Raw genomic sequence first — 23,659 nt, forward strand, 5'->3', positions numbered from 1 at the left:
GCATCAAGATACATGACTTTGGGTGAATATCACATAGTGGCAAAAATTGGCCAGGGTGGTATGGCCGAAGTATTCAAAGCGGTTAAAACTGGAGCAAAAGGTTTTGAAAAAACCTTTGCCCTAAAAAGAATCTTACCCCCGTTTTCTGATAAAACGCATTTTACGGCAATGCTGTTTGATGAAGCCCATTTGCAAGCTCAACTTAACCATCCCAACCTTGTTCAAGTTTATGACTTTGCCCATGACCAAGAACAGTATTATTTAATCATGGAGTACATTGAGGGTATTGCCCTTAAAGATTTATGTAAACACTTATGGACTCACAAATTAGATATTCCTTGGCAAGCAAGTCTTTATATTCTTAGTCAAACCTTAAAAGCTTTGCATTACATTCATCACAAAAAAAGTGAGTCTAATGCTTTAGGTATTGTTCATAGAGATGTTAGTCCACAAAATATCTTGTTGGCCAACAATGGTCAGGTCAAGCTAGCGGATTTTGGAATTGCCTGGTCAAAGTTAAAACAAGAACAAACCCGTTCTGGCATACTCAAAGGCAAAACATCCTATCTTTCTCCCCAACAACTTAATGGAAATTCTATCACTGCCTACACAGACATTTTTGCTTGCGCCATTGTTCTTTATGAGTTGCTTTGTAAACGCAATCCTTTTCTTGGTCCAACAGACTATGAAACCATGAAAAACATAGAAAACTTTGCCTATATTAACTCAAGGCAACTAACAATAACCATTCCACAAAAAATTCATCCTCTCCTTGATTCTATTTTAAGTGGTCATGAAACCCAACTTTCAGCACAAGACCTGCTTCATCAAATTAACTTAATTCAAGATCAAGACTGGCTTTCTAATGGTGATATTTTATTTGCAACATGGTTAGAGCAACACAACCTTCAATCCATTAGCCCCAAAACGAATACTTTGGATAAAACGGTTATCTTAACTCATCAAAATACTAAAACCTTAAAAACCAAAAACTTTAAAAAAAATAAATATTCTTATGCTTTGCTAGCTACTGCGGCGGTATGTATTTTAATTTTTTTATTGGCTAAAAATGATTTTATATTAACCTCTAAACACCAAAAAACTGAATCCTACTTACAAAAAGCCAATAGCATTACAGATGCAGAAAAAAAACAAAATCTGATTACATCCCCCGCTAAAAAAAAATTAAACTCAAATGATACCCCGCCCACAGTGACTAATGTTTCTAAACAAAAAAGTTCATCGCCATTAAACGCTAGCTCAAAATTAAGGTTTGTCGGCCCAGAAGGATCAAAAGTTTTGCTTAATGGTAAACATGTTCTGACTTTACCTGCTGATCCTCTGCAATTAAAACCCGGAACTTATCTTGTACAATGGACGCTAAAAACTGGGCAGAATAAGATTAAACGCATACAATTAAGCAAAGATCGTACAAAAATATTGCTATGGCATTCTTTTTAAAAAACAAAATTCTTCTTATTTATTATCTTACACTTTTCTTTTTTTTATTTTACGTTGCTCAAAGTACATTTTTATTTAACTTTGATTATGAGTTTTTCTTTGTGCTTAACCTTTTTTCATCTTTTCATATCCTTATTTTACAAGCACGCAGAGTTGGCAAGGCTTCTATAAAACACATTTTAATTGGCTATCTTCTTGCTGTTTTCACTTGTTTTATTGTCAATCAAGTCAATCAATCTATATGTAATCTTAATGACAGTTTATATTGGTTGACAGTACAAGGGCTTAGCGCTTTATTGGTCAATGTTGCTCTTTTTAAATTGTGCCAATATCTTTTTATTTATAAAACATTTAAACGCCTTTTGCTTCATTGTTTTTTCATTATTTTGCTCAGTCTACCTGTTGTTTATGATTTGATTGCTGGCCCACAATTATCTTTTTATCATATTTTATTTGGCTATTATCATGGACCAATTTATGATGCTTACATTCCAAAACCATCTTCTTTTTTATGGTTTAGATTATGGAGCAGCGGCTTAGCCCTCATCATCATTTACTTTTTTTCTTATAAAAATGCTCGTCTTTTTACACAAAAATTTAAACGCTCATTTACAATTTTTCTTATTGGTTTGTTTATAATTCCACTGACTTTAAGACATCATCTCAATTGGGTTAAAAACTTTACTGATATCAAACAAAACTTAACTCAACATATAGGTTTGGGCCCTGTTCACCTTTATTACAGTCCAACAACTTACACCCCCAATCAAGCTAAGGTATTATTAAAAAGCTTACATTTTGAATACATGTTTTTGGCCAAAGAACTCAACTTTACAAAACAAGCGCTCAGCCCAGTGAATGTTTATATTTATCCAGACCCATACATTAAAAAAGATTTAACTGGCACAGGCTTAACTTTAATTGGCAACGCCATGCAAAACAGCATTCATGCCTTGCCCACCCAAGCAAGCAATTCAATTCTAAGACATGAATTGGCTCACATTATTTTAAGACCATATGGTTTTTATGGTTTATCAACATCTCCTGCTCTTATTGAAGGCTTTGCCACCAGTTTTGAATATGAACGGCATGGCTTATCTGTTCATGAGTGGAGTAAAATCATTGCCCAAAAAAAATTAACGCCTTCACTACAAAGCCTTTTTTCACCCACAAGTTTTTGGTCTGCTAACAGCTACATCAGTTATCTTTATACCGGGTCATTCATGCATTGGTTGCTGCATAATTTTGAAAAAGAAAAAGTCTTGGCCAGCTATGCAAGTGGCAATTTTCAAAAACATCTTAAACTGCCCCTTGCTCAACTTGAGCACCAATGGCTTAACTTTTTACAAACCATTACAATCTCTGAAGATGCTAGAGAAAAAGCCATGGCTTTTTTGCAACAAAAACCCATTACTCAAATAAAATGCCCACATCAACTGGCATGTGTAAAAAAACAACAACTGAACTGCCCTACCTTTGACTGCAAAGTAAATACTCAAGAAAAACTAGTACAGTATAGCAAAGGGGAGCAACCCAACTTACAACTCCAACTTCTCACTTATTACCTTGCTCAAGAACAACTTGACTCCGCACAATCGCTGATAAAAAAATTAAGCTTTGAGAATCTTAATCGCATGCAACACAATTACTTGGATTTATTGCAGGCTGATTTCTACACTTTGAATGATAGCCCCAAAGCAAGTGAAGTCGCTTTGTTAACTTTAGAAAAGCAGCTCAAAGACAGTGCTCAAAATAGCTTTAACACTTTTTTATTGACCTTGCATATCCAGTTTAGATTAAATAATTTAGAATCACCTACATTAAAAAATTGGCTTCAACGCTATTATCAGACAAACCGTTTATCTGACTTGCCTTGGGATGAGCTTAAAGTCAGTTCAATCTATAATTTAGCTTTAATCTATCAAAAAAATGATTACAGTAGTTTTACCCAGCACTCAACGCAACTGAATCAAATTCTTGCTGCAAGTAGAAATCTTCCAGATCAACAACACTTATTATTAAAACTACAGGCAGAAGCCAGCGAGTATTTTGAAGACTGGAATAGTGCCCAGATGGCGTACAGTAAACTATTAAAAAACCATGCTCACACAGAAGGTGAACGGTTTTACTACCAACATCAATTGAATCGTATTAAAAGCCTACGTTATTAGTTGGCTTTATTGAAAAACAAGGTATCAATTGCAAAAAGAACGGCTCCAATACTTATGGCTGAATCAGCAACATTGAATGCTGGCCAATGATGCGTACCAATAAACACATCTAAAAAATCCACCACATAGCCTAAACGAACTCGATCAATAATATTGCCTATTGCACCGGCAAAAATCAACGTTGCTGACCATTTTATCAACTCACTTTTTTTGGGCATGCTGTAAAACATATAAAACAAAATTGTTAAAGCTAAAAAACTGCTTAAATGAAAGATCCAGCGTGGCCAATTATGACCAATGCTAAATGCTGCTGCTGGGTTATAGACCAAGGTAAAATGAAAAAAACCTTTGATAACTGGCCATGATTCTCCCAATTGCATGTTTTTTGCAAAATAAGCTTTTGTTATGGCATCTAAAATCAATACTAAAATAAAAACCACACAATATTTTAGCGCGTCCTTGTTTAAAAAGTTTCTTTTCATGCGCCCCTTTTATGTTAAATTAAGTCAATTCTCCAGTAAGATAACAGTATTTTATGAAAAATATTTTCTTCACAGCTTGCAATACCTGATTCCATTTCACTGTATTTTTTGTAAAAAACCCATAGTGTACCAGCAAGATCACTTAATGCTCTGCAAGTTGTGCAATTTAAGCTATCATCAGCCTTCGTATCAAATTGGTTTGCTTAAAAAGCCAAGCCAGTATTTTTATCATATCAATTTATTTATCTATGACCATCTTTGTCGACAAAGCCTGATTAGGGCAAAATTTAAACATGCTTACCCAGACATTAATGTCTTTATCACTGCTGCTAAACATTATTTAATACAAAATTTATCTTATTCAGCTGATATTGAAAACCACATTTATATTTGTCATGTTCCTGGAGTGAAACAGAGACTTAAAAAAAGAAAATTTGATCTTCTGCACTATGCATCACAACAATTGGCAAACCACCTAGATTTAACATTTAAACCCAACTTAATCATACGCATAAAAAAAACTGTTGCCCAAAAAAAATTAAGTCTGGCACAAAGGCAAAAAAACATCCAGGGTGCCTTTAAAGTCACACAGAACTTGAATAACAAACACATCTTATTAATTGATGATATTTACACTAGCGGATCAACGGTATCTTACATCAGCCAACTCCTTATTAATGCCAAAGCCAAAAATGTGTACGTTCTTAGCTTTGCAATAAAACCTTAAAACTGTATTGATCATTGGATAAATATGCGTTATGCAGGCTGCATGAATTTTGGTTTTGAGGAACAAAAGGGTAAACGCCCTGTATTATTTATGGCTCCTATGGAAGGAATAACGGATATTCCTTTTAGACGCCTGGTCAAAAATCACGGTTGTGATATCATTTGCACGCAAATGATCCATGCCCAAGGCTTATTAAGAGGTGAGCAAGCAAGGATGCAAGAAGCAACTGCCTTAGATCCTGATGAAAAACCCGTTGGCTTTCAACTCTGTGGCAGTGAGCCAGAGTATTTATCTGAAGCCGCAAAAAAAGTGGAAGATATGGGCTTTGCCTTTATTGATTTTAACATGGGATGTCCCGCTAAAAATGTTGTCAAAAGAGGTTCTGGGGCTGCACTGCTTAAAGATCCTAAAAAAGCAGAAAAAGCCATCTTAGCTTTAACTGAATCTGTTAAATCCATTCCTATTACCGTTAAAATCCGTGTCGGTTGGGACAATGACTACCATGGTGGTATGGACATTGCCAAACTTGCCCAAAATGCTGGTGCAAAGTTAGTCTCTGTCCACGCCAGAACACGATCACAGAAATTTAAAGGCCAAGCCGATTGGAATTTAATCAAACAACTTAAAGAACAAATTGATATTCCGGTAGTTGGCAATGGCGATATTTTTGAACCGGGTGATGTTGAAAAAATGTATGCTCAAACTGGTGCTGACGGAGTGATGGTTGCGCGTGGAGCTTTAGGCAATCCTTGGATTTTTACTGGTAAAAGACCTACCATTGGTGAAGTGTATGAAGTTTTAATGCAACATTTTGAAGAACACTTAAGTTTTTATCCCAATTTACGCTCCGCTATGATTACCTTTAGAAAACATATTGTCTGGTACACCAAAGGCATGCGCAATGCCACAGACTTTAGAGTTAAGGTCTTTAAAGAAAATGACTTGGATAAAGTAAAACAAATGCTGCATAATTATTTTAGCCAATTTGATCCCCAAGAATATCCAGATCAGCATGAAGATCAATTCAAACGCAAATAGCTAATTCCAAAATACCCCAAAGGTAGTCGGTACCTTTGGGTACCACGCAAACATAAGCAACTTTTAAAATATCAATCAAACTGAATGGCTAAGTTTTCAAAACGGGTGCATTCGTTTAAGAATGCTAAACGCACTTTACCCACAGGGCCATGTCTGTGTTTGACAATATTAAATTCAGCAATGCCTTTGTCTTCAGTATCTTCATTGTAAACTTCATCACGGTAAATAAAGCCCACCAAATCAGCATCCTGCTCTATAGATCCAGACTCTCTCAAATCAGAAAGCATGGGTCTTTTATCATTTCTGGACTCAACCGCACGATTCAACTGTGATAAAGCAATCACTGGCACATCCAACTCTTTGGCCATGGCTTTTAAAGATCTGGATATTTCAGAGATTTCCCGTTCCCGGCTCTCACTTTTGCCTTTGACGGTCATCAATTGCAAGTAATCAACAATAATCAAAGATAGGTCTGTTTGCGCTTTCATTCGTCTTGCTCTGGCTCTTAATTCAAAACTACTAAGCGAAGGGGTATCATCTATGTAAATTCCCGATTCTGATAGAGGTCCAGCTACATGGGTTAAACGTTGCCACTCTTCTTCATTAAGCATTCCTGTTTTTAATTTTGAAGCATCAATCCTAGCTGCCGAACATAACATACGCATGACCAACTGTTTTTTGGACATTTCCAAAGAAAAAACAGCCACACCTTTTTTTTCACCCAGAGCCACATTTTCTGCAATGTTCATACACAAAGACGTTTTACCCATGGCAGGTCTTCCAGCAATGATAATCAAATCTGATGGTTGTAAACCGGCAGTCATTTTATCTATTTCTTTAAAACCACTGGATAAGCCGGTAACCGCTTCTTTGCGTTCAAAATTTTGTTCAATTTGAATAAATGATTCCTTAATAATAGGTGCAATGGGTGTCAGTTGACTGCTATTTTGATTTTGGGCAACTTCAAAAATCACCTTCTCAGCTTGGTCTAAATAAGCCGCTACATCTGTGCCTTCATCATAGCCTTTGGTTACAATATCGGTTGCAGCTGTGATCACCCCACGCAAGATGCTCTTATCCCTAACAATTCTAGCGTAATGCAAGACATTGGCTGCTGTAGGTACTGCTTCAACCAATGAAGCCAAATAAACCGCGCCTCCTATGGTATCTAATAAATTTCTTTCATTTAAAGCGTTGGTTAAGGTCACTAAGTCTGCGGGCTGTCTTTTTTCTAATAATTCTGTAATAATGGCATATATGTCTGAATGACTTTTTTGATAAAAATCCTGTGCAGATAAAACTTCTAATACATCTGAAGCTGAATCATTATCCAGTAAAATAGCGCCTAGAACTGACTTCTCTGCATCAATGTTTTGCGGAGGTACACGCGAACTCATGTCAGTGTCTTACTATTGCTTAAAAAAATTAACAAGCTTTTCCTCTGCTTTGAATTTTGTTCACTCTCTTATAACCTGCTAAAAATTTGAGCTTTCCCCATCATCTATGCTCGTCAAATAAAAATCATTGTATCCAAAACTTATGTAATCCATAAAAAAAGCTCCTTGGCTTTTAAACCTAAGGAGCTTTTAATATATTATGCAGTTGGTTAATTATTCAGCTTCATCTTCTACTGAAATACCTTCAACCACCAAATGAGCTTTAGCCATAAGATCACCATCCAACTTAATATCTAAATCGTATTCACCCACTTCTTTGATTGGGCTGTCCAACAAGATAGACTTACGGCTGACCACATAGCCTTTTTCTTCTAAAAACCTCTGCACATCAATTGATGTTACTGAACCAAAAAGCTTATCATTTTCTCCAGCTTTTTTGCTGATGATAATTTTTTCAGACTCAATGTATTCTTTGGTTTTTTGTGCAGCTGATTTGGCTTTTTCAATTTTGCTGGCCAACATTTTCTTTTGATGCTCAATTTGTTTTATATTTTGTGCATCCGCTAAAACAGCTTTGTTTTGTGGAAATAAAAAATTGCGCGCATAACCAGGTTTTACATTAACCACTTGGCCAACGTTACCCAAGCTACCAACAGTTTCAATCAATACTACTTTCATGATGACTTCCTTTCACTTTTAGCTGCAGCATCTCTTTTTTCATAACGATCTTTGTCCGCTTTATCGCTGATATAACTGGATGTGTACGATAACAAAGCCATTTGTCTTGCACGTTTAATCTCGCGTGTAATTAAGTTTTGCATTTGGGCACTTACACCTGACATACGGGCAGGTATAATTTTACCTTTTTCAGTGATGTATTTGGCTAAAGTTAGCGGCTCACGAAAGTCTACGGGAACTTTGATTCCTTTTTCATTGCCAGCAGCTTCATTTTTAGCATTTTTGCGTTCAATTTCAACTTGTGCACGTTTTTTCTTATCAAAAGCAAAGGTAGCATATCTTAATAGATCTTCTTCAAAACGAAGGTGTTTATCCATTTCTTGTGGAGCACCTGATTCTTGCTCATACACCCAAGAAATGTACTTACCTTGCTTTTCTTTTTTAATTTCATAGCTAAGACGTTTGGTTCCCCAGTCTTTTCTATTGATAAACTTACCTGGCTTTTTACCGGCAGCTTTTTCTAATTTTTTACTGATTTTATTGATAAAGTCATCTGAAGCATCCGCTTTAAAGATAACAATCGTTTCATACTGTTTGGTCACGTAGACTCCTCCTGGTTTAACAGCTTGCATTCATATGCAAGCGAGGTTATTTAGTTATAAGTGGCTGTCTTTAGCAGACATCCCTAAAAAATGCAACCCAAGCTTAGTTGTTTTGATTAACTTGATTCATGGCCAATTTGGGGCCTTTTTCTAGAATCAATTTAAAATCAGCCAGAGCTGGATCAATAAATTTAAGAAGTTTTTCATTAGACCAGCGGGATAAAACATACTTGGCTGTGTCTTGCTTTGGGTCCTTATCAACACCTATTCTAAACCGCCAAAAGTCTTTGCCCCAAGACTGAAAAATAGACCGCAAGCCATTGTGGCCCCCCGCTCCACCAGAAAATTTTAATTTACAACTACCCAATGGCAAATCCACTTCATCATGAATAACCAAGGTTTCTTGCTGATTAATTTTATAAAATTGTGAAAAATTCTGAATCACCGGCCCACTTCTGTTCATAAAGTTTTGTGGCTTTAAAAAATAATAGTCCAGATTTTGATAATTGACTTTGCAAAATAATGCGTGACCTTTTTCTTTCCAAGACACAGGCTCAGACACACACTCATCTAAAAAATGATCCAAAAGTAAAAACCCCGCGTTATGCGGGGTTTCAATATACTGCTGCCCTGGATTTCCTAAACCTACAATCAGTTTTATTGTTTGTTCCATATGTACAAAATACCGTAGCAGATTCAGACTAGAAGCAAAAATTATTCAGCAGGTTTTTCTGCTGCCTCTGCAGTTGCTTCAGCGCCACCTTCACCAGCCACTTCTGGCTCTTCAGCTGCATCTGTATCTGGTGTTAAGTTCTTCTCTTGTGGAAGCACAACAGACGCAATGGTCACATTGGCAGTACCAAGAACACTGACTCCTTCTGGTAAAGTGATATCATTGATATGCAAAATATCACCAATGTTCATTTCACTGACATCAACATTCAATTGAGTTGGAATATCTTTAGGCAAACATTTAATCTCAATGCTTCTTCTGATTTGTTGTAGCTTGCCACCTTCAGCAATACCTTTTGGTTTACCTTCAAGTACAATTGGAAGAGTCAATTTAAATGGCTCACCTGCTTTAACTTCATACAAGTCAAAGTGCAAACGGTCTTCCGTTACTGGGTGCAATTGGACTTCTTTAAGCAATGCCATTTTACCAACAAGATCTTTATGATCAGACTCAATTTTTAAGATAGAGTTTACACGGGCTTTTTTATGAACTTTAGCAAACTCTAGGGTATTTGCAGTTACTGTTAAAGGAGTCTTCATGCTTGGACCATAAAAAACACCTGGTAAATCTTTATTGGCACGAGTTTTACGTGCAGCACCTTTACCTTTTTCTTCTCTTAAACTTAATTTTAAATTGATAGTTTCCATAATTTTACTCCATTCCCTTCTGGGTACTTAGTCCTCTGTTGTTTCTTTTCAAGGGGGGATCTTCCCCCCTTCTCGGTCAAAAAACGTAGTTTTTGACCAATTCATAAAGCTATACTTGTGAAGAGCAAGGCTTTGGCCTTGCGATGATCTAGTATAACTTATGCCACGCTTGTCGTGGCGCCCACCCGGGGAAAATTCAGGATAAACCTTCTTTTCCTCAGGTAAACCTTATATAAACAATGAACTCACTGAATCTTCATTGTGAATTCTTTTCATTGCTTCACCAATCAACTTGGCAACCGATAAAACTTTAATTTTTTCGCACTTCTTTCCTTCTTCACTTAAAGGAATACTATCCGATACAACAACAGCCTCTAAAGCAGAATCAGCAATTCTATCAATGGCAGGACCTGACAATACCGGATGAACTGCTCCTGCATACACTTTTTTTGCGCCTCGTTCAAGTAGAACTGGCACAGCTTGAGTTAATGTGCCCGCCGTATCAATCATGTCATCCAAAATAATTGCGGTCATGTCTTTAACTTCACCAATCAGATTCATCACTTTGGATACATTGGCTTGTTCTCTACGTTTATCGATAATGGCTAAAGAGGCGCCTAAATGTTTTGCATAAGAACGTGCTCTCTCTACGCCGCCAGCATCAGGAGATACAATAACCAAAGGGTCTTCCGCTTGCTTTAGCTTTTCAAAATAATTAACCAAAACAGGTTTTGCGTACAAGTGATCAAAAGGAATATTAAAAAAACCTTGAATTTGAGCTGCATGTAAATCCATTGATAACACTCTATCTGCGCCTGCCGCTTCTAATAAATCCGCAACCAATTTTGAAGAAATTGGGGTACGGGGGGCTACTTTACGATCTTGGCGAGCATAACCATAATAAGGAATAACAGCCGTAATTCTTTTGGCAGATGCTCGTTTTAAGGCATCTATCAATACCAAAAGCTCCATCAAATTATCATTGGCAGGATAACACGTAGACTGGATAATAAATACATCCTCTCCACGCACGTTCTCCTTAACTTCAACCCAGGTTTCACCATCACTGAAGGATGTTACAATAGCATCCCCTAAGCCTACTCCTAAATATTCACATACTTTGACCGCTAAACCTTGATTTGAATTACCTGTAAATACTTTCATAAGTGACTTTGACATAGATGAAATCGCCCAGAATGACAAGGTGTTTTTGCTTAAAATCAATAAGTTATAATATTTTTTAATAAATTGCTGTTCTAAGAACAAGAATTTCCGTCACCGCCTTTAGCCACAGAAAATTATGCTTAACATTACTGTAAAAGATTATCCTCTTCTCTATGGATGTCACTCTTGCTGGCTTGCTCTTGCAAATCATATTTTTCGGTTTCTAAATCTGCCTTATTGGATTGAAGATCTTGCGCTCTTGTTTTTGACTGTGTTTTTTTATCTGAATCACTACTTTTATGGATATCTTGAATAGCACTTGAATCTGAATTGAGCATTTTAATATCCAGAGCATTGGCAAAAATCACTTCTCTGGCATCATCTGGCATGGAGATATTTTCTCTCATTAAGCGTTCTTTGATATTCTGTGTAATTGCAGATTTAATTTTTACCGCACTGGTGTAACGCATATCTATCCAATAATAGACTAACAAATTGACCGTAGCCGAACCCAATTCATTCACTATAATGCTAGGCTCTGGATCTTTTAAAACTCTTTCACCAAACTGACTTAATTCACTAAAAATCAACTCTTTTACCAAACCAATGGAGTCATCAAAACCAATCCCCAGTTTAATAACATCTCGCATTTTGGGATTAGAAGAAAAATTTTTTATGACTTCAGAAAATACTTTTGAATTAGGTATGATGATTTGATTTCCATCATAATCAATTAAGGTTGTTCCAGATGTGGTAACACTGTGAACAATTCCCTTGTGCTCACCTATTTGTACAATATCTCCTTTAGAAAATAGTTTCTTTAAGCTGATCATCAAGCTAGATATATAGTTCTCTAAGGTGCTCTTTAAAGAAAGACCCAAAATCAAACCCAACGCCCCAGTACCACCTAAAATTGTTGTAGCCAAAGCATTGAGGCCACTGACTTTAATCATAAAATAAAGCCCTAATAAAATAAATGGAGCTGATAATATCTTTGCTACCGCATTGACAAATAAAGGACTATCCAGTTTTCTATTTAAAGCTTTTTTTAACAAAGTATGCATTGCAAAAGCCAGAGAGAAAAATAAAATAAAGATAATTAGTGCAGAAACAAAATAAGGAATCATTCTAGAAAATTTTGTTTTAAGAAAACTAACTTCCTGGATAGCAGGCTTCAGATCAATGTTTTGCGGACTGGCAACATTGATATTGTTAACATTGGCAATAACATCAGGCATTTTACTGATTAGCTCAGAGGCAAGACGTTTATGAGATTCCTCAACAACAGTACCATTGAGAAAAACAATTCCGTTTTTTACGTTAAGCTCAACATTGTCATACCAACCCATGGTTTTAAAAATATTGTTTAAATTCTGTTGGATCAAAACGTCTTTGGGTTTTGGATCAATTTGAATATTTTCATCATTGAGTGTTAAATTTGAAACATCATGGATAGGTTTTTTCTGAGGAAAAACCATGCATACCCCTAGCCCAAACAACACTAAAAATAATCTAAAAGTAATCATTCACTTTGAATATCATACTGAGAAAAATTGAGTAAGGATCAAAAGTTTTAAAAAAATAAGCTTTAAGCTTTTAACCAAAAGTTAGGTTTCTGAAGTTTAAACTTTGTTAATATGTAAATTGAAAAAAATGCTAACCTGAGTGCATATGGCATGAGAAAGAATAAATAATGAAAACAAAAAAAGGCTCTTTAATCACTGTACAACAAATACTTTTGCTATCAGGGTTCATTTTACTTGCTATATACGCCCAGACCATTTTGCTTCCTTTGGTTTTAGGTACTTTGTTTGCAATGATTACTATTCCCATCATTCAGTTTTTTCAAAACAAAGGAATACCTATTGTACTTGCAAAAATATTCAGTATTGTTTGTTTCGCCGTTTTTATCGCTATTTTCCTTTCAGGCATAGCCTTGCAAGCATCCATCATCTCTTCAAAGTGGTCTGACATTGAAAAGAAAATTACAAAAACTCAACAAAGCTATTCAGATAGTGAGGCCTCAAAAACCATTAACTCTCTGTCATCAGGTAAAAATAGTTATTTTAAACCAACACTTGAAAGCATCTTTCAAGCCTTGCAAGAAGCAGTCATAGGCCTAGTTGGCTCTTTTTTATCAATGCTTGCTTATTTAGGAACTGCTTTTTTATTTATGATATTAATCATTTTAGAAAAGGAAAGAATAGAAGGTTTTTTCAAAAAGCTTTACCCAAAAGATAAACAAAAAATAATTTTTTCTGCGCTAAGGGAATCTATAGAAACCATCAACAGCTATGTATGGGGAAGATTATTGCTTACAGGTATACTTGCTGTTGTTTACAGTATTTTTTTCAGTATCATTGGCTTAAAGTTTGCTATTCCAGTGGCCATTATGGTTGCTTTATTTAATATCATTCCTTACGCCGGAAACCTGATTAGTATTGTATTTTTAGTATTAATATCTCTGTTATCAGACAACAGTATGTTTGTGGCATCCATGACAATTGGAACCATTTTTTTATATCAATTTATTGAAAGCAATATTCTGGAACCATGGATTTTAGGCGGCAGTGTGGGTGTTAACCCCCTCACAACGGTGATTGCCTTAGCTTTATTTACAACTGTTTGGGGTATTTTTGGAACATTGATGGCTGTGCCTGTGTCTGGGATCATCCGAATCTTTCTATCACATTCAGATCACTTTAAAGCCACCGCCTACCTTATGAGTGATGGAGAAGTATAAATTTAAAAGCCTATAAAACAAAAAACCCAGGCCCCCTAAATAAAGAGGTCTGGGTTTTTTGGCTGGGGATGGAGGATTCGAACCTCCGAATGCTGGTACCAAAAACCAGTGTCTTACCACTTGACGAATCCCCAACGATTATTCAAAGCCTATTAAAACAAGATGATGTTCCTGTCCACGTAAAAATGATTTTTCCTACATTTTTTAATGCCGCCGCCGAGGCCAAAGCAAACTCCTCAGAATCGAACAAAGCCCATACGGTAGCCCCACTTCCACTCATTTGTGTATACCTACAACCCGCTTGTTCAGACAAAATGTCTAAAATATCTTGTATCTTGGGGCATAAGGCTATGGCTTTTTCTTGCATATCATTGCCTTGCTGCATAATAAAATCAAGGTCTTGCCAGTTTTGTACTGGCCTGTACATGATTTTTTGCATAGGCCTTTGCCCGCGATTTAAAGCTTCATATATTTTAGCCGTTGATACAGCTTGCATAGGATTGACCAGTAAAAGAGGCTTTTTTTCAACACTATGTTCAGCTTTACAATCAACGCCTCTGCCATCAACATACATAAGATCATGCTCATACAGAAAGAAGGGAACATCTGAGCCCAACTGCTTGGCTAGATTCAACAGCTCCTCAAAGGAGTACGCCTTAAAATACTCATTTAAAGCTAATAAACATGTAGCTGCATTAGAACTGCCCCCAGCCAAGCCTGCCGCTAAAAATATATTTTTTTTTATCTCTACCGCAATGGATGATTGGATCTCAGCTTGTGAGCAATACAAGCGAGCTGCTTTAAAAACAATATTCTGCGGTCCACTGAGTTGTAAATCACCTTCTACGATAACCTTAAGATCAAACTGTTTACTGGGCTCAATTATAAAACTCATTTCATCATACAAAGATACCTTTTGCATATAACTTTGCATGGCATGGTAACCATTGGCCATTTTTTCATAGACCTTAAGGTTGTAGTTGATTTTGGCAAAAGATTTTTTGTACATGATGTATCTTCTTCATACGCAGGTTATTTCCACTTGTCACGACAAGCGCCTTGGCATTTTACTTTTAAAAAACTCATTAAAAAACTAGCTCCCCTCTTATTTTTTCTGGTAGTAATGCCCCTATGGCAGGACATTCAAAATGGAGTAAAATTAAACGTAAAAAAGGCGCCAACGATGCTAAACGAGGTAAAATTTTCACCAAACTGATCAGAGAAATCACTGTCGCCGCAAAAAATGGAAGTGATCCAGATGCAAACCCGCGTTTACGCCAAGCAATTGCTACGGCTAAGTCACAAAGTATGCCTAATGATAATATTGACCGTGCCATTAAAAAGGGGAGCGGTGATGCTGACAATGTTAACTATGAAGAGATTTGTTATGAAGGTTATGGCCCTGCAGGCACAGCTATATTGGTAGACACCTTGACAGATAATAAAATAAGAACCGTTGCCGACGTCCGTCATATATTCAGTAAAAATGGTGGCAGTTTGGGTGAGCCGGGTTCTGTGGCTTGGAACTTTGATTCTAAAGGCATGATCACCATCACTAAAACTGAAAAGACTGAAGAAGAACTGTTTGAATTGGCCATCAATGCCGGCGCAGATGATATTGCAACCACTGCTGAAGGTTTTGAAATTACCACTGCTCCTGATGCCTTGTATCAAGTAAAACAGAATTTAGAGCGTAACAACTTAAAAATTGAAAGTGCTGAGCTGGTTAAAATTGCAAAAAATTGGGTTAAAGTTGATCAAAGCAGCGCTGAAAAGGTCTTGAAACTGGTTGATATGCTTGAAGACAATGATGATGTGCAAAATGTTTACACCAACTCAGATATAGATGAGGCCATTTTAGAAGCTTTGGATGCTTAAAACCAAGCTACATACAGAAAAAGTTTTAGGCATTGATCCCGGCTCGCTTCACACTGGCTATGGGGTGCTTAGCCAACAAGGAAGTCGTTTGATTTATATTGATAGCGGCGTCATTTCACCCAATAAATCTTTAGCCTTTGAACAACGTTTGAACTTTATTTATGAGACCTTAAAGCTTGTTATGCTCAAGCACCAAGTAACAAGCGTAGCGGTAGAATCTATTTTTTATGGAAAAAATGTGAAGTCCGCTTTGATTCTAGCTCATGCTAGAGCCATGGCATTGCTCTTGGCAGCGCAACATAAACTAAAGGTCTATGAATACTCACCGCTTGAAGTAAAAATTGCTTGTACAGGCTACGGTAGAGCCAGCAAAGATCAAGTGGCCAGCATGATTCAACATCTTTTTCCAAAGTTTGCTCATAAAGAAAAAAGTAAAGCTGATGAAAGTGATGCTCTGTCTGTTGCTTTATGTCACCTGAATACTCACCCTACTTTACAACAAAAAACCCAGCAGGCGATTTCTAACTCTGCAATAACAGACTAATGTAAAATTTGCGTTACACATTTCAAGCTTGCTAAAATATTAACGACGGGATAAGAATGAGAATATGATTGGCTTGCTTAATGGCACAATACTTTCTGTAGACGATGCAACCGTTACGGTTGACTGTCAAGGCGTGGGTTACGAAGTTTATATCTCCCCTAAATTACAGCAAAGCCTAAGCCATTTAATAGGCCATAAAAATACCTTTTTTATTTACACCCATGTTAGAGAAGATCAAATCAGCTTATTTGGTTTTGCAGAAAAAAAAGAAAAAGCTTTGTTTTTAAAACTTTTATCCGTGTCAGGTGTGGGCGCTAAAACCGCTTTAAACATGCTAGCAACCCTGTCCTATGACAGTTTAATCAATGCCATTATTCATAAAGATGTAAAAACCATTGCCAGTTGTCCTGGCATTGGCAAAAAGTCTGCACAACGTATTGCTGTTGAACTCAATGATAGATTGGGCAATCTGATCCTTGAAAACAAAGGCATGCATGCTGCTAGTTTTGATCACCAAACTATTTCTGCTGAACCTTCAGAAGAAATTATTTCAGCTTTATCTAATCTTGGTTATAAACGTGAACATATCATCAATGCCCTTGGTAGCATAAAACAAGAACAACCCTTAAGTTTTGAAAGGACGTTTAAAGAATGTCTGAAAATTCTTTCACAATAGATCCCACTATCCGTGAACTTGACCCCCAAGTCACCAGCATTGTTGATCAAGATGAATATTCTTTACGTCCACAAAGTTTGGGAGAATATGTTGGTCAAAACAAGTTGATCAATAAAATATCTATTTTTTTAAAAGCTGCATCGCAACGCAATGAGGCCATGGATCACACTTTATTAAGCGGCCCTCCAGGCTTAGGCAAAACCACCTTGGCTATGATTATTGCCAAGGAGCTGGGAGTTCAACTTAAATCAACTTCAGGACCAGCCATAGAAAAAGCTGGTGACTTAGCAGCCATTTTAACCAACTTAGAACCAAGAGACGTTTTATTTATTGATGAAATCCATCGCATGAATCGTTCCATTGAAGAAATTTTATATCAAGCCATGGAAGACTATCAGCTGGATATTATTATTGGCCAAGGACCTTCAGCTAGAACAGTTAAAATTGATTTATCTCCTTTTACTTTGGTGGGGGCTACAACTCGTTCAGGCTTGCTTACTTCACCCTTAAGAGATCGTTTTGGTGTAGTAGAACGTTTAGAATTTTATGATGATCATGAGTTACAAAAAATTGTCACTCGTTCAGCCAAGCTACTTAACATTGATATTATACCACAAGCGGCATTGGAAATTGCCAGACGCTCACGCGGAACCCCAAGAATTGCCAACAGACTATTAAAAAGAGTGCGTGATTTTTCTCAAGTCAATGGTCAGCGCTGTATAGACATAAAAAATGCACAAGAGGCCCTAAAACTTTTAGAAGTAGATCAACAAGGTTTTGATGCCATGGATAGAACCATTCTTTTGGCTATCATAGACAGGTTTAATGGTGGACCCGTGGGGCTTGACACTTTATCTTCTGCTATCAGTGAAGAACGCCATACCTTGGAAGAAGTTTATGAGCCGTTTTTAATTAGAAAAGGGTTTATTCAGAGAACGCCAAGAGGCAGGATTGTAACCATAACCGCTTATGAACATTTAGGAAAAAAACCTCCTCAAACATCTTATTTGCATCAACAAAACTCGTTATTTAATTCTAAATAAACACCCCTGACAGGGCACAAGCAAACCTGGAGCTTAAAGTTGTGTTAACATTAAATACAACAGGCTAAATAATGCACAAAAAAACAATGTCTGTTGCCAATACGATGGCTTAAGTTGTTTATGCCTATAGGTTCCAGACTTATACAAAATACTTCCATCCTTCATTTTAGAAACTCTAAAAGTATTATTGTCTTGTACACATCCATCATAATACAAAGATACTTCTTTTAAGAAGATTTTTTTTACATCTTCATCCACAACATAACTGTATTCTGATTCATCTGAATAAACATACAACCACATCAATCATATTCCTCATCATCATAGTTATCCTGTTCAAGCAATTGCTTGTGTCTTTGCTGCACCAAGCTTTTTGTTTTAAAAAATTGCTCTTCTTGATACTCAATGGCTTCAAACAACTTATCTAAAGTTGATGGCTTAAAATTTTTATTTTTTTCTACTTTTAATTGTTTGTACTTTAACCGCATTGTATTAAATCTTTTATAATCATTCTCATCTGGACTTGGTAATTTTAAAAAGTTTTCTAAATATTGCCTAATGCTACCTTCATCTAAATCATACCCTGTATTTTTTACAGTTTGCTCAATATAGATATTTCTTACCCCCCATTTTTTTTCATGAATATCTTTACGTTGCAGTTGAAAATGTATTTCATTTTTACCTTTATGAATAATGTCTTTTGGAATCCGTAAACGTTGTTCTTTTGCCCAGGAGCCAAAACCAGATGCTTGGGCATAACCTATTAACTGTTGATTAATAAAAACACTCAATTGATCCGTATCATTAATATTACCCACACTAAAATGTAATTGTTTGTCAGTTATTTTATCAAGATCATTTTGATTAAAATAAAATTTTATCTTTAGTTTTGCTAGTTCTTGATCATTTAACACTCCATAAGAACTCTTACCGGGTAAAAAGACTTCCTGCTCTAATAAAGAATTGGGATTTACATTGTTAAATAAGATGTATAAGCCATAGGCAATGCTGGCTGCAATGATAAGACAGGCAATATAAAAAAAACGACTGTACTCAACACTGATTAAAAACTTATTTTCATGCTTTGTAGGGTTTGGCAGTTCATCAATCATATAATGAAACCCTTGGCGTTTAATTTTTTTCCAAAACAATGGGATCTCACGATCTAAAATAACAATATCGTTTTTTATTGATCTTCCAATACCGTAATTTTTTTTAAACAAAAGTTTTCTGTATTGTGTTTTTTTTATGCAGTCATCAATTTGCAAATCAAAAAGCATAGGCTTTCTAGGTGCAATGGATATGCCAGTAAATCAATACCGTGCTAATTATGTTTTTTTAATGAGATCTTTAGATAAACCTTGAATATGTTCTATAATTATATTTAAAAGATCCGCTTGATTTAATTCAGGCCTAGAAAAAGATGACGTAAAATTAAACATCTGGGTTTCAAAATCAGTCACCTCTTGCGCATAACCCTCTTTAACCAACCACGGCTCTATTTTTTTAAAGTAATCAAAATAAGCTTTTAAAGCAATTTGTCTGGCTTCTCTTTGATTATCCTTTTCAATCAGCATCCGTGTTTTAACAAATAATAGTTCAGTTTGATACAGTCTATTGAGTGGGGCTTGCAATTTTTTATCTTGATACATCTCTAATGATCTTATGTAACTCACACTTGCATTCAATGCTGACGGAATAACCCCTAATCGTTGTATTCTTGTTTTAAGTTCACCGTTGGTTAAGTCCATGGTTTTATACCAAGGAACATACACAGATTTTTTTGCAGTCCCTCCAGAATTTTCTTTTGATGCTAAAAACAAAATATAATTGGCCACGGCCCATCTTTCTTTTTCACTAAGACCCGCAAATGACGGCATATTTGTTGCTTCTACACCATCTTTAATTGTATTGGCCATTTGAAAAGGTGACAGCCGATCAACAATATTAGGATCAGAAAATGCTGTAGGTTTTACTTTAAACGTTTGTGATACGGCGGTATTGGCATCTCCACGATCTCCATGACATTGCGCGCATATTGTGTCATAAACTTTTTTACCTTTTTTAAGATCTGGAATATTTTTAGGAGAAGTGCTTAAATCAAACTTTTTAATCAAATCATTTCTTATATGTTCAATATTGCTTTCAAGCTTGCTGGGTTTGGCAATGTTTTTATAATCGGCTACAATTTGCTCTACATAAGCCAATTCTGGGGTAACAGGGTTAGATAGGCATTTTTTAGCCTGTTCCATGGCGTTTTTTAACACTCTTTCCACAATTTTATATTTATCAATAGAGATAACCTTAACGGGTTGCTCTGAAACAGCGTAACGATAATGCCGGTATACATAATCTAATTTTGATACAAGTAAACGTCTATCTTCTTGATCACAAACCAAATTATCTGTTTCTAGTGGACCTGCTTCAATTGCAGAGAAACACAATAGAATGAGTGAAAAAATAAGAACTGTATATGTTGAAGAGTACGTGATCTTATTATTATAACCATTAATCAAAAAAAGAAAAGCGCACTTAAAGAAAATCTTTAGTTTTCATACAGCCCAAAAATGCAAAAATAACGTAAGAAATTGCGAGCTTATCCATTAATTTCATTTTTGATTACCCAACAATGTGTTACATTAGCATCCGATATGGAAGATTCACAAGTAATATTACCCGAGATTGTTCAGGCAATCGAAAACGGTGACTTAGAACGCCTTAAAACGCTGTTCAAAGATCTTCACCCAAGTGATGTTGCTGAAATTGCCAATCAACTCTCCAGCGAACATGTTGCCGCTATTATTCGTTTTTTGCGTTTCCCAAGTGGAATTCACGTATTTGAACAGTTAGACTTGCAAACTCAAGCCAATGTTTTAAATCATTTAGGTAGAACTGAAACCGTTAATATTTTAGAAGAACTTTCCTCGGATGACCGGGTGGATTTGATTCAAAAACTTCCGGATCAAACTGTCAAAACTTTATTGCCTTTCATAGCACGTACGGAACGTGAAGAAATTAAAAAACTTTTACAGTACCAGGAAGATAGTGCTGGGGCACTGATGACCACAGAATATGTCAACATCCCAGTTGATATGAATGTAAAAAGCGCTTTGGCTCATATTAAGAAAGTCGCTCTGGATAAAGAAACCATTTATTATGTCTATGTTGTTGACAATGACCGCAGATTAATTGGTACGGTTTCCTTGCGTGATTTGGTTTTGGCAGATGATGAACTAAGCATTAGCAAGATTTTATCCAAAGACCCCATTGCTTTGTCAGTGGACAGTAGTTTAGAAGATGTGGTTAAAACTTTTGAAAAATATGACTTATTGGCCGTTCCTGTGGTTGACCACGAGATGAAATTGGTGGGTATTATTACCCATGATGATGCTTTTGACACCGTTATTGAAGAAAATACTGAAGATGCGCATAGAATGGGGGCCATGCAGCCCTTGGAAGATCCTTACTTTCAGTCTAAAATCATGGACATTGTCAAAAAACGTGGGTTTTGGTTGATGTTATTGTTTTTAGGACAGTTTTTTACCTTTTCAGCCTTACAATACTTTGAGTCCACCATGCAAAAAGCCGTCATGCTCATGTTTTTTGTACCCCTCATCATATCCTCAGGTGGAAACTCCGGTTCACAATCTGTTACCTTGATTACCCGTGGTTTGGCTGTAGGAGACGTCAAAAGCAAAGATTTTTTTAAGGTTTTGCGTAGAGAAACTTTGGTAGGCTTGCTTTTGGGTTTGTTTTTAAGTTTGATTGGTATTGTCTGGGCTCATTTTATTTGGGGAGCAGATCTTTATTTATGCATTGCCGTTGGGATATCTTTGATCAGTGTGGTGACCTTTGGAGCTTTGGTTGGCTCTCTACTCCCTATTATTTTTAAACACTTGGGACAAGATCCAGCCATCATGTCCTCTCCCTTTGTGGCCTCAATTGTAGATGTTATTGGTATTGTTATTTATTTTTCAGTGGCCAAAGTTTTATTAGATTTGTAATACCTGGTTATTCCCTATAAAGCAGTTTTATGAATGAGAAAAATCAGAACACCCTTTTGCTAACTGAACAAGCCTTAGCCAACTCTCTAGATATTGATGCTCGCAGCACTGAACAAGTGATTGATATTATTCAAAACAATGATCAGGATTTACCTCAGCTGTTAAAACAGGTTCAAGAACAACTCACGCTGTTGGTCAACACCGCTGTTTCTCAAATAGAACAAGGTGGCCGTATTATTTATGTTGGGGCGGGCACCAGTGGGCGCTTGGGTTATTTAGATGCGGTTGAGTGTCTCCCCACCTATAATCAAGGTGAAGAAACCATCATTGCACTGATTGCCGGTGGCAAACAAGCTTTGCACACTGCCGTTGAAGGCGCTGAAGATGATACTGACTTAGCCATCACGGATCTTAAAAACATCAAACTTAAAAATACAGATATTGTTATTGGTTTATCTGCCAGTGGGACCACACCTTACGTTTTATCAGCTTTGGATTTTGCACAGCAACAAGGTTGCTCCACTTGGATGATCAGTAATAATCCTTTGCAACACTCAGACTTTAGCCACCATTATGTCTACCTTGCAACCGGTCCAGAAGTAGTGACAGGCTCCACGCGCATGAAGGCCGGTACGGCTTTAAAAATGTTCCTCAACTGTTTTTCCAGTGCCTGCATGATCAAATTGGGCCATACCTTTGGTAATTTAATGGTGGATATGAAAGCCACCAACACAAAACTCTCTAAGAGAACATTGCGCATCATAGACAGCTTATTGCTTAAAGCTCCACAAGAACCTTTTACACAAGGTCTTAAACATTATATCTTACAAGAAAAAACACAAACATCCTTTGCTGACAGTGCAAAACTTTTAACCCAACATAAAGGCCATTTAAGACAAGCCTTGAGTGACAATTTAAAGTTACACTTGGATCATTACTCTGCGCTTATTCTTGATATGGATGGCAGCATGTTGCGCTATCATCTACCCATTGGCTTTTCTACTTGGGCCGCCCTAGGTTGGGCGTATAATATTTATGATCAAATGGAGCTTTGGATAGAGCAATACAAAGCAAAAAAAATAGTTTATGCCGATATTTGGACTCTATGTGCGCAAGCCTTAAAAGATCAACCTATAAACATTGCTAAAAAAAGCTTATTCTGTAGTGCAGGTACTGCTCCATACAATAGAGGCTTGCAAACAGCTTTACCCCTATTTAAAAAACATCTTAAAGTGGGAATTCTCAGCAGTGGTTTAAGTATGGTGGCAGAATCTATGCAAAACCAATTTCATCTAGATTTTTATATGGCCAATACCTTCAATCATGATGGTCATGTTTTTGATGGAACTGTCAACTTAGACGTTCCTTATGTTGATAAACATGCTTGTTACGGCAAGCTGATCAAAAACCATAAGCTAAAGCCAGAAAACATTATTTATGTAGGTGATTCATCCAATGACTTTACAATTCTTGATGAAGTAGGCTTCCCCATTTTTTATATCACGCCACATAACCAAAACTTAAAAGAAATGGCGCAAGAACACGGCTGGCATTTGGTCAGTGATTATTATGATATTTTAAGACTGTTTGCTTAAGAAACCTTATCTGCTCTAGACTATAGTGCTTTAACAAAGATATAGTACAGATTATTTTTAATGAACACTCGGCTGA

Annotated in this window: 23 protein-coding genes and 1 tRNA gene; 11 read left to right on the top strand and 13 right to left on the bottom strand. The window is 36.4% G+C overall.

The window, feature by feature from the left end:
- Positions 1 to 12: 12 nt before the first annotated feature.
- Both PKC21_08975 and PKC21_08980 read left to right on the top strand, forming a co-directional pair.
- On the top strand, positions 13 to 1,461 hold the full coding sequence (locus PKC21_08975; protein HMR25472.1) for a serine/threonine-protein kinase: 1,449 nt from the start codon (positions 13 to 15) through the stop codon (positions 1,459 to 1,461).
- Positions 1,446 to 3,632, top strand: a complete 2,187-nt coding sequence (locus tag PKC21_08980) for a hypothetical protein (protein ID HMR25473.1) — start codon at positions 1,446 to 1,448, stop codon at positions 3,630 to 3,632. Before PKC21_08975 ends, PKC21_08980 begins: the two co-directional genes overlap by 16 nt.
- On the opposite strand, the gene lspA is transcribed toward PKC21_08980, so the two are convergent.
- Entirely contained in the window at positions 3,629 to 4,114 is a 486-nt protein-coding gene (gene lspA, locus PKC21_08985) for a signal peptidase II (protein ID HMR25474.1), read from the bottom strand. The genes PKC21_08980 and lspA overlap by 4 nt on opposite strands.
- On the opposite strand from lspA, the gene PKC21_08990 reads away from it, so the two are divergent.
- Both PKC21_08990 and dusB read left to right on the top strand, forming a co-directional pair.
- Positions 4,113 to 4,841, top strand: a complete 729-nt coding sequence (locus tag PKC21_08990; protein ID HMR25475.1) for a phosphoribosyltransferase family protein — start codon at positions 4,113 to 4,115, stop codon at positions 4,839 to 4,841. The genes lspA and PKC21_08990 overlap by 2 nt on opposite strands.
- Positions 4,842 to 4,883: 42 nt before the next feature.
- On the top strand, positions 4,884 to 5,879 hold the full coding sequence (gene dusB, locus PKC21_08995) for a tRNA dihydrouridine synthase DusB (GenBank protein HMR25476.1): 996 nt from the start codon (positions 4,884 to 4,886) through the stop codon (positions 5,877 to 5,879).
- A 71-nt stretch (positions 5,880 to 5,950) separates the two neighbouring features.
- Here the strand turns inward: dusB and dnaB are convergent, their stop codons facing one another.
- The 7 genes from dnaB to PKC21_09030 form a co-directional block, all read right to left on the bottom strand.
- A complete protein-coding gene (gene dnaB / locus PKC21_09000; protein ID HMR25477.1) occupies positions 5,951 to 7,276 on the bottom strand; it encodes a replicative DNA helicase in 1,326 nt (441 codons plus the stop codon).
- Positions 7,277 to 7,489: 213 nt separating this feature from the next.
- Entirely contained in the window at positions 7,490 to 7,954 is a 465-nt protein-coding gene (gene rplI / locus PKC21_09005) for a 50S ribosomal protein L9 (GenBank protein ID HMR25478.1), read from the bottom strand.
- Positions 7,951 to 8,556, bottom strand: a complete 606-nt coding sequence (gene rpsF, locus PKC21_09010; protein HMR25479.1) for a 30S ribosomal protein S6 — start codon at positions 8,554 to 8,556, stop codon at positions 7,951 to 7,953. Before rpsF ends, rplI begins: the two co-directional genes overlap by 4 nt.
- 103 nt (positions 8,557 to 8,659) lie before the next feature.
- Positions 8,660 to 9,229: an aminoacyl-tRNA hydrolase gene (pth, locus tag PKC21_09015; protein ID HMR25480.1), complete on the bottom strand. Its 570-nt coding sequence runs from the start codon at positions 9,227 to 9,229 to the stop codon at positions 8,660 to 8,662.
- 41 nt (positions 9,230 to 9,270) lie between these two features.
- Complete coding sequence (locus tag PKC21_09020; protein ID HMR25481.1) at positions 9,271 to 9,936, bottom strand: 50S ribosomal protein L25; 666 nt, start codon at positions 9,934 to 9,936, stop codon at positions 9,271 to 9,273.
- Between the two features lie 228 nt (positions 9,937 to 10,164).
- Entirely contained in the window at positions 10,165 to 11,115 is a 951-nt protein-coding gene (locus tag PKC21_09025; protein HMR25482.1) for a ribose-phosphate pyrophosphokinase, read from the bottom strand.
- Positions 11,116 to 11,246: 131 nt separating this feature from the next.
- Entirely contained in the window at positions 11,247 to 12,578 is a 1,332-nt protein-coding gene (locus tag PKC21_09030) for a mechanosensitive ion channel family protein (GenBank protein HMR25483.1), read from the bottom strand.
- 215 nt (positions 12,579 to 12,793) lie between these two features.
- Here PKC21_09030 and PKC21_09035 point away from each other — a divergent pair, with 215 nt between their 5' ends.
- Positions 12,794 to 13,843 (top strand): AI-2E family transporter, encoded by a 1,050-nt coding sequence (locus tag PKC21_09035; GenBank protein ID HMR25484.1) that lies wholly within the window; start codon positions 12,794 to 12,796, stop codon positions 13,841 to 13,843.
- Positions 13,844 to 13,902: 59 nt separating this feature from the next.
- Here the strand turns inward: PKC21_09035 and PKC21_09040 are convergent.
- Together PKC21_09040 and ispE are read right to left on the bottom strand one after the other, a co-directional pair.
- Positions 13,903 to 13,977, bottom strand: a tRNA-Gln gene (locus PKC21_09040).
- Positions 13,978 to 13,985: 8 nt separating this feature from the next.
- Positions 13,986 to 14,852: a 4-(cytidine 5'-diphospho)-2-C-methyl-D-erythritol kinase gene (gene ispE, locus PKC21_09045; GenBank protein ID HMR25485.1), complete on the bottom strand. Its 867-nt coding sequence runs from the start codon at positions 14,850 to 14,852 to the stop codon at positions 13,986 to 13,988.
- Positions 14,853 to 14,974: 122 nt separating this feature from the next.
- On the opposite strand from ispE, the gene PKC21_09050 reads away from it, so the two are divergent.
- The 4 genes from PKC21_09050 to ruvB all read left to right on the top strand — a co-directional run bounded on the left by PKC21_09050 (position 14,975) and on the right by ruvB (position 17,984).
- Positions 14,975 to 15,721, top strand: a complete 747-nt coding sequence (locus PKC21_09050) for a YebC/PmpR family DNA-binding transcriptional regulator (protein ID HMR25486.1) — start codon at positions 14,975 to 14,977, stop codon at positions 15,719 to 15,721.
- Positions 15,714 to 16,265, top strand: coding sequence for a crossover junction endodeoxyribonuclease RuvC (gene ruvC / locus PKC21_09055; protein HMR25487.1), 552 nt, complete (start codon positions 15,714 to 15,716; stop codon positions 16,263 to 16,265). The genes PKC21_09050 and ruvC overlap by 8 nt, the downstream gene beginning before the upstream one ends.
- 64 nt (positions 16,266 to 16,329) lie before the next feature.
- On the top strand, positions 16,330 to 16,941 hold the full coding sequence (ruvA, locus tag PKC21_09060; protein HMR25488.1) for a Holliday junction branch migration protein RuvA: 612 nt from the start codon (positions 16,330 to 16,332) through the stop codon (positions 16,939 to 16,941).
- Positions 16,917 to 17,984 carry a Holliday junction branch migration DNA helicase RuvB gene (gene ruvB / locus PKC21_09065; protein ID HMR25489.1) on the top strand — a complete coding sequence of 356 codons (1,068 nt, stop codon included), beginning with the start codon at positions 16,917 to 16,919 and terminating at the stop codon, positions 17,982 to 17,984. The genes ruvA and ruvB overlap by 25 nt, the downstream gene beginning before the upstream one ends.
- A gap of 33 nt (positions 17,985 to 18,017) precedes the next feature.
- On the opposite strand, the gene PKC21_09070 is transcribed toward ruvB, so the two are convergent.
- The 3 genes from PKC21_09070 to PKC21_09080 are packed head-to-tail and all read right to left on the bottom strand — an operon-like array spanning position 18,018 to position 20,500.
- Positions 18,018 to 18,290 (bottom strand): hypothetical protein, encoded by a 273-nt coding sequence (locus tag PKC21_09070; GenBank protein ID HMR25490.1) that lies wholly within the window; start codon positions 18,288 to 18,290, stop codon positions 18,018 to 18,020.
- A complete protein-coding gene (locus PKC21_09075) occupies positions 18,287 to 19,264 on the bottom strand; it encodes a hypothetical protein (GenBank protein HMR25491.1) in 978 nt (325 codons plus the stop codon). The genes PKC21_09070 and PKC21_09075 overlap by 4 nt, the downstream gene beginning before the upstream one ends.
- 48 nt (positions 19,265 to 19,312) lie before the next feature.
- Complete coding sequence (locus PKC21_09080) at positions 19,313 to 20,500, bottom strand: cytochrome c (protein ID HMR25492.1); 1,188 nt, start codon at positions 20,498 to 20,500, stop codon at positions 19,313 to 19,315.
- A gap of 135 nt (positions 20,501 to 20,635) precedes the next feature.
- Here PKC21_09080 and mgtE point away from each other — a divergent pair, with 135 nt between their 5' ends.
- The gene (mgtE, locus tag PKC21_09085; GenBank protein HMR25493.1) at positions 20,636 to 21,988 is read left to right on the top strand and encodes a magnesium transporter; all 1,353 of its coding nucleotides are present in this window, start codon (positions 20,636 to 20,638) and stop codon (positions 21,986 to 21,988) included.
- A gap of 29 nt (positions 21,989 to 22,017) precedes the next feature.
- Positions 22,018 to 23,583: an N-acetylmuramic acid 6-phosphate etherase gene (locus PKC21_09090; GenBank protein ID HMR25494.1), complete on the top strand. Its 1,566-nt coding sequence runs from the start codon at positions 22,018 to 22,020 to the stop codon at positions 23,581 to 23,583.
- Positions 23,584 to 23,659 lie beyond the last annotated feature (76 nt).

Source organism: Oligoflexia bacterium, assembly GCA_035326705.1.
Classification (GTDB): Bacteria; Bdellovibrionota_G; JALEGL01; order JALEGL01; family JALEGL01; genus JALEGL01.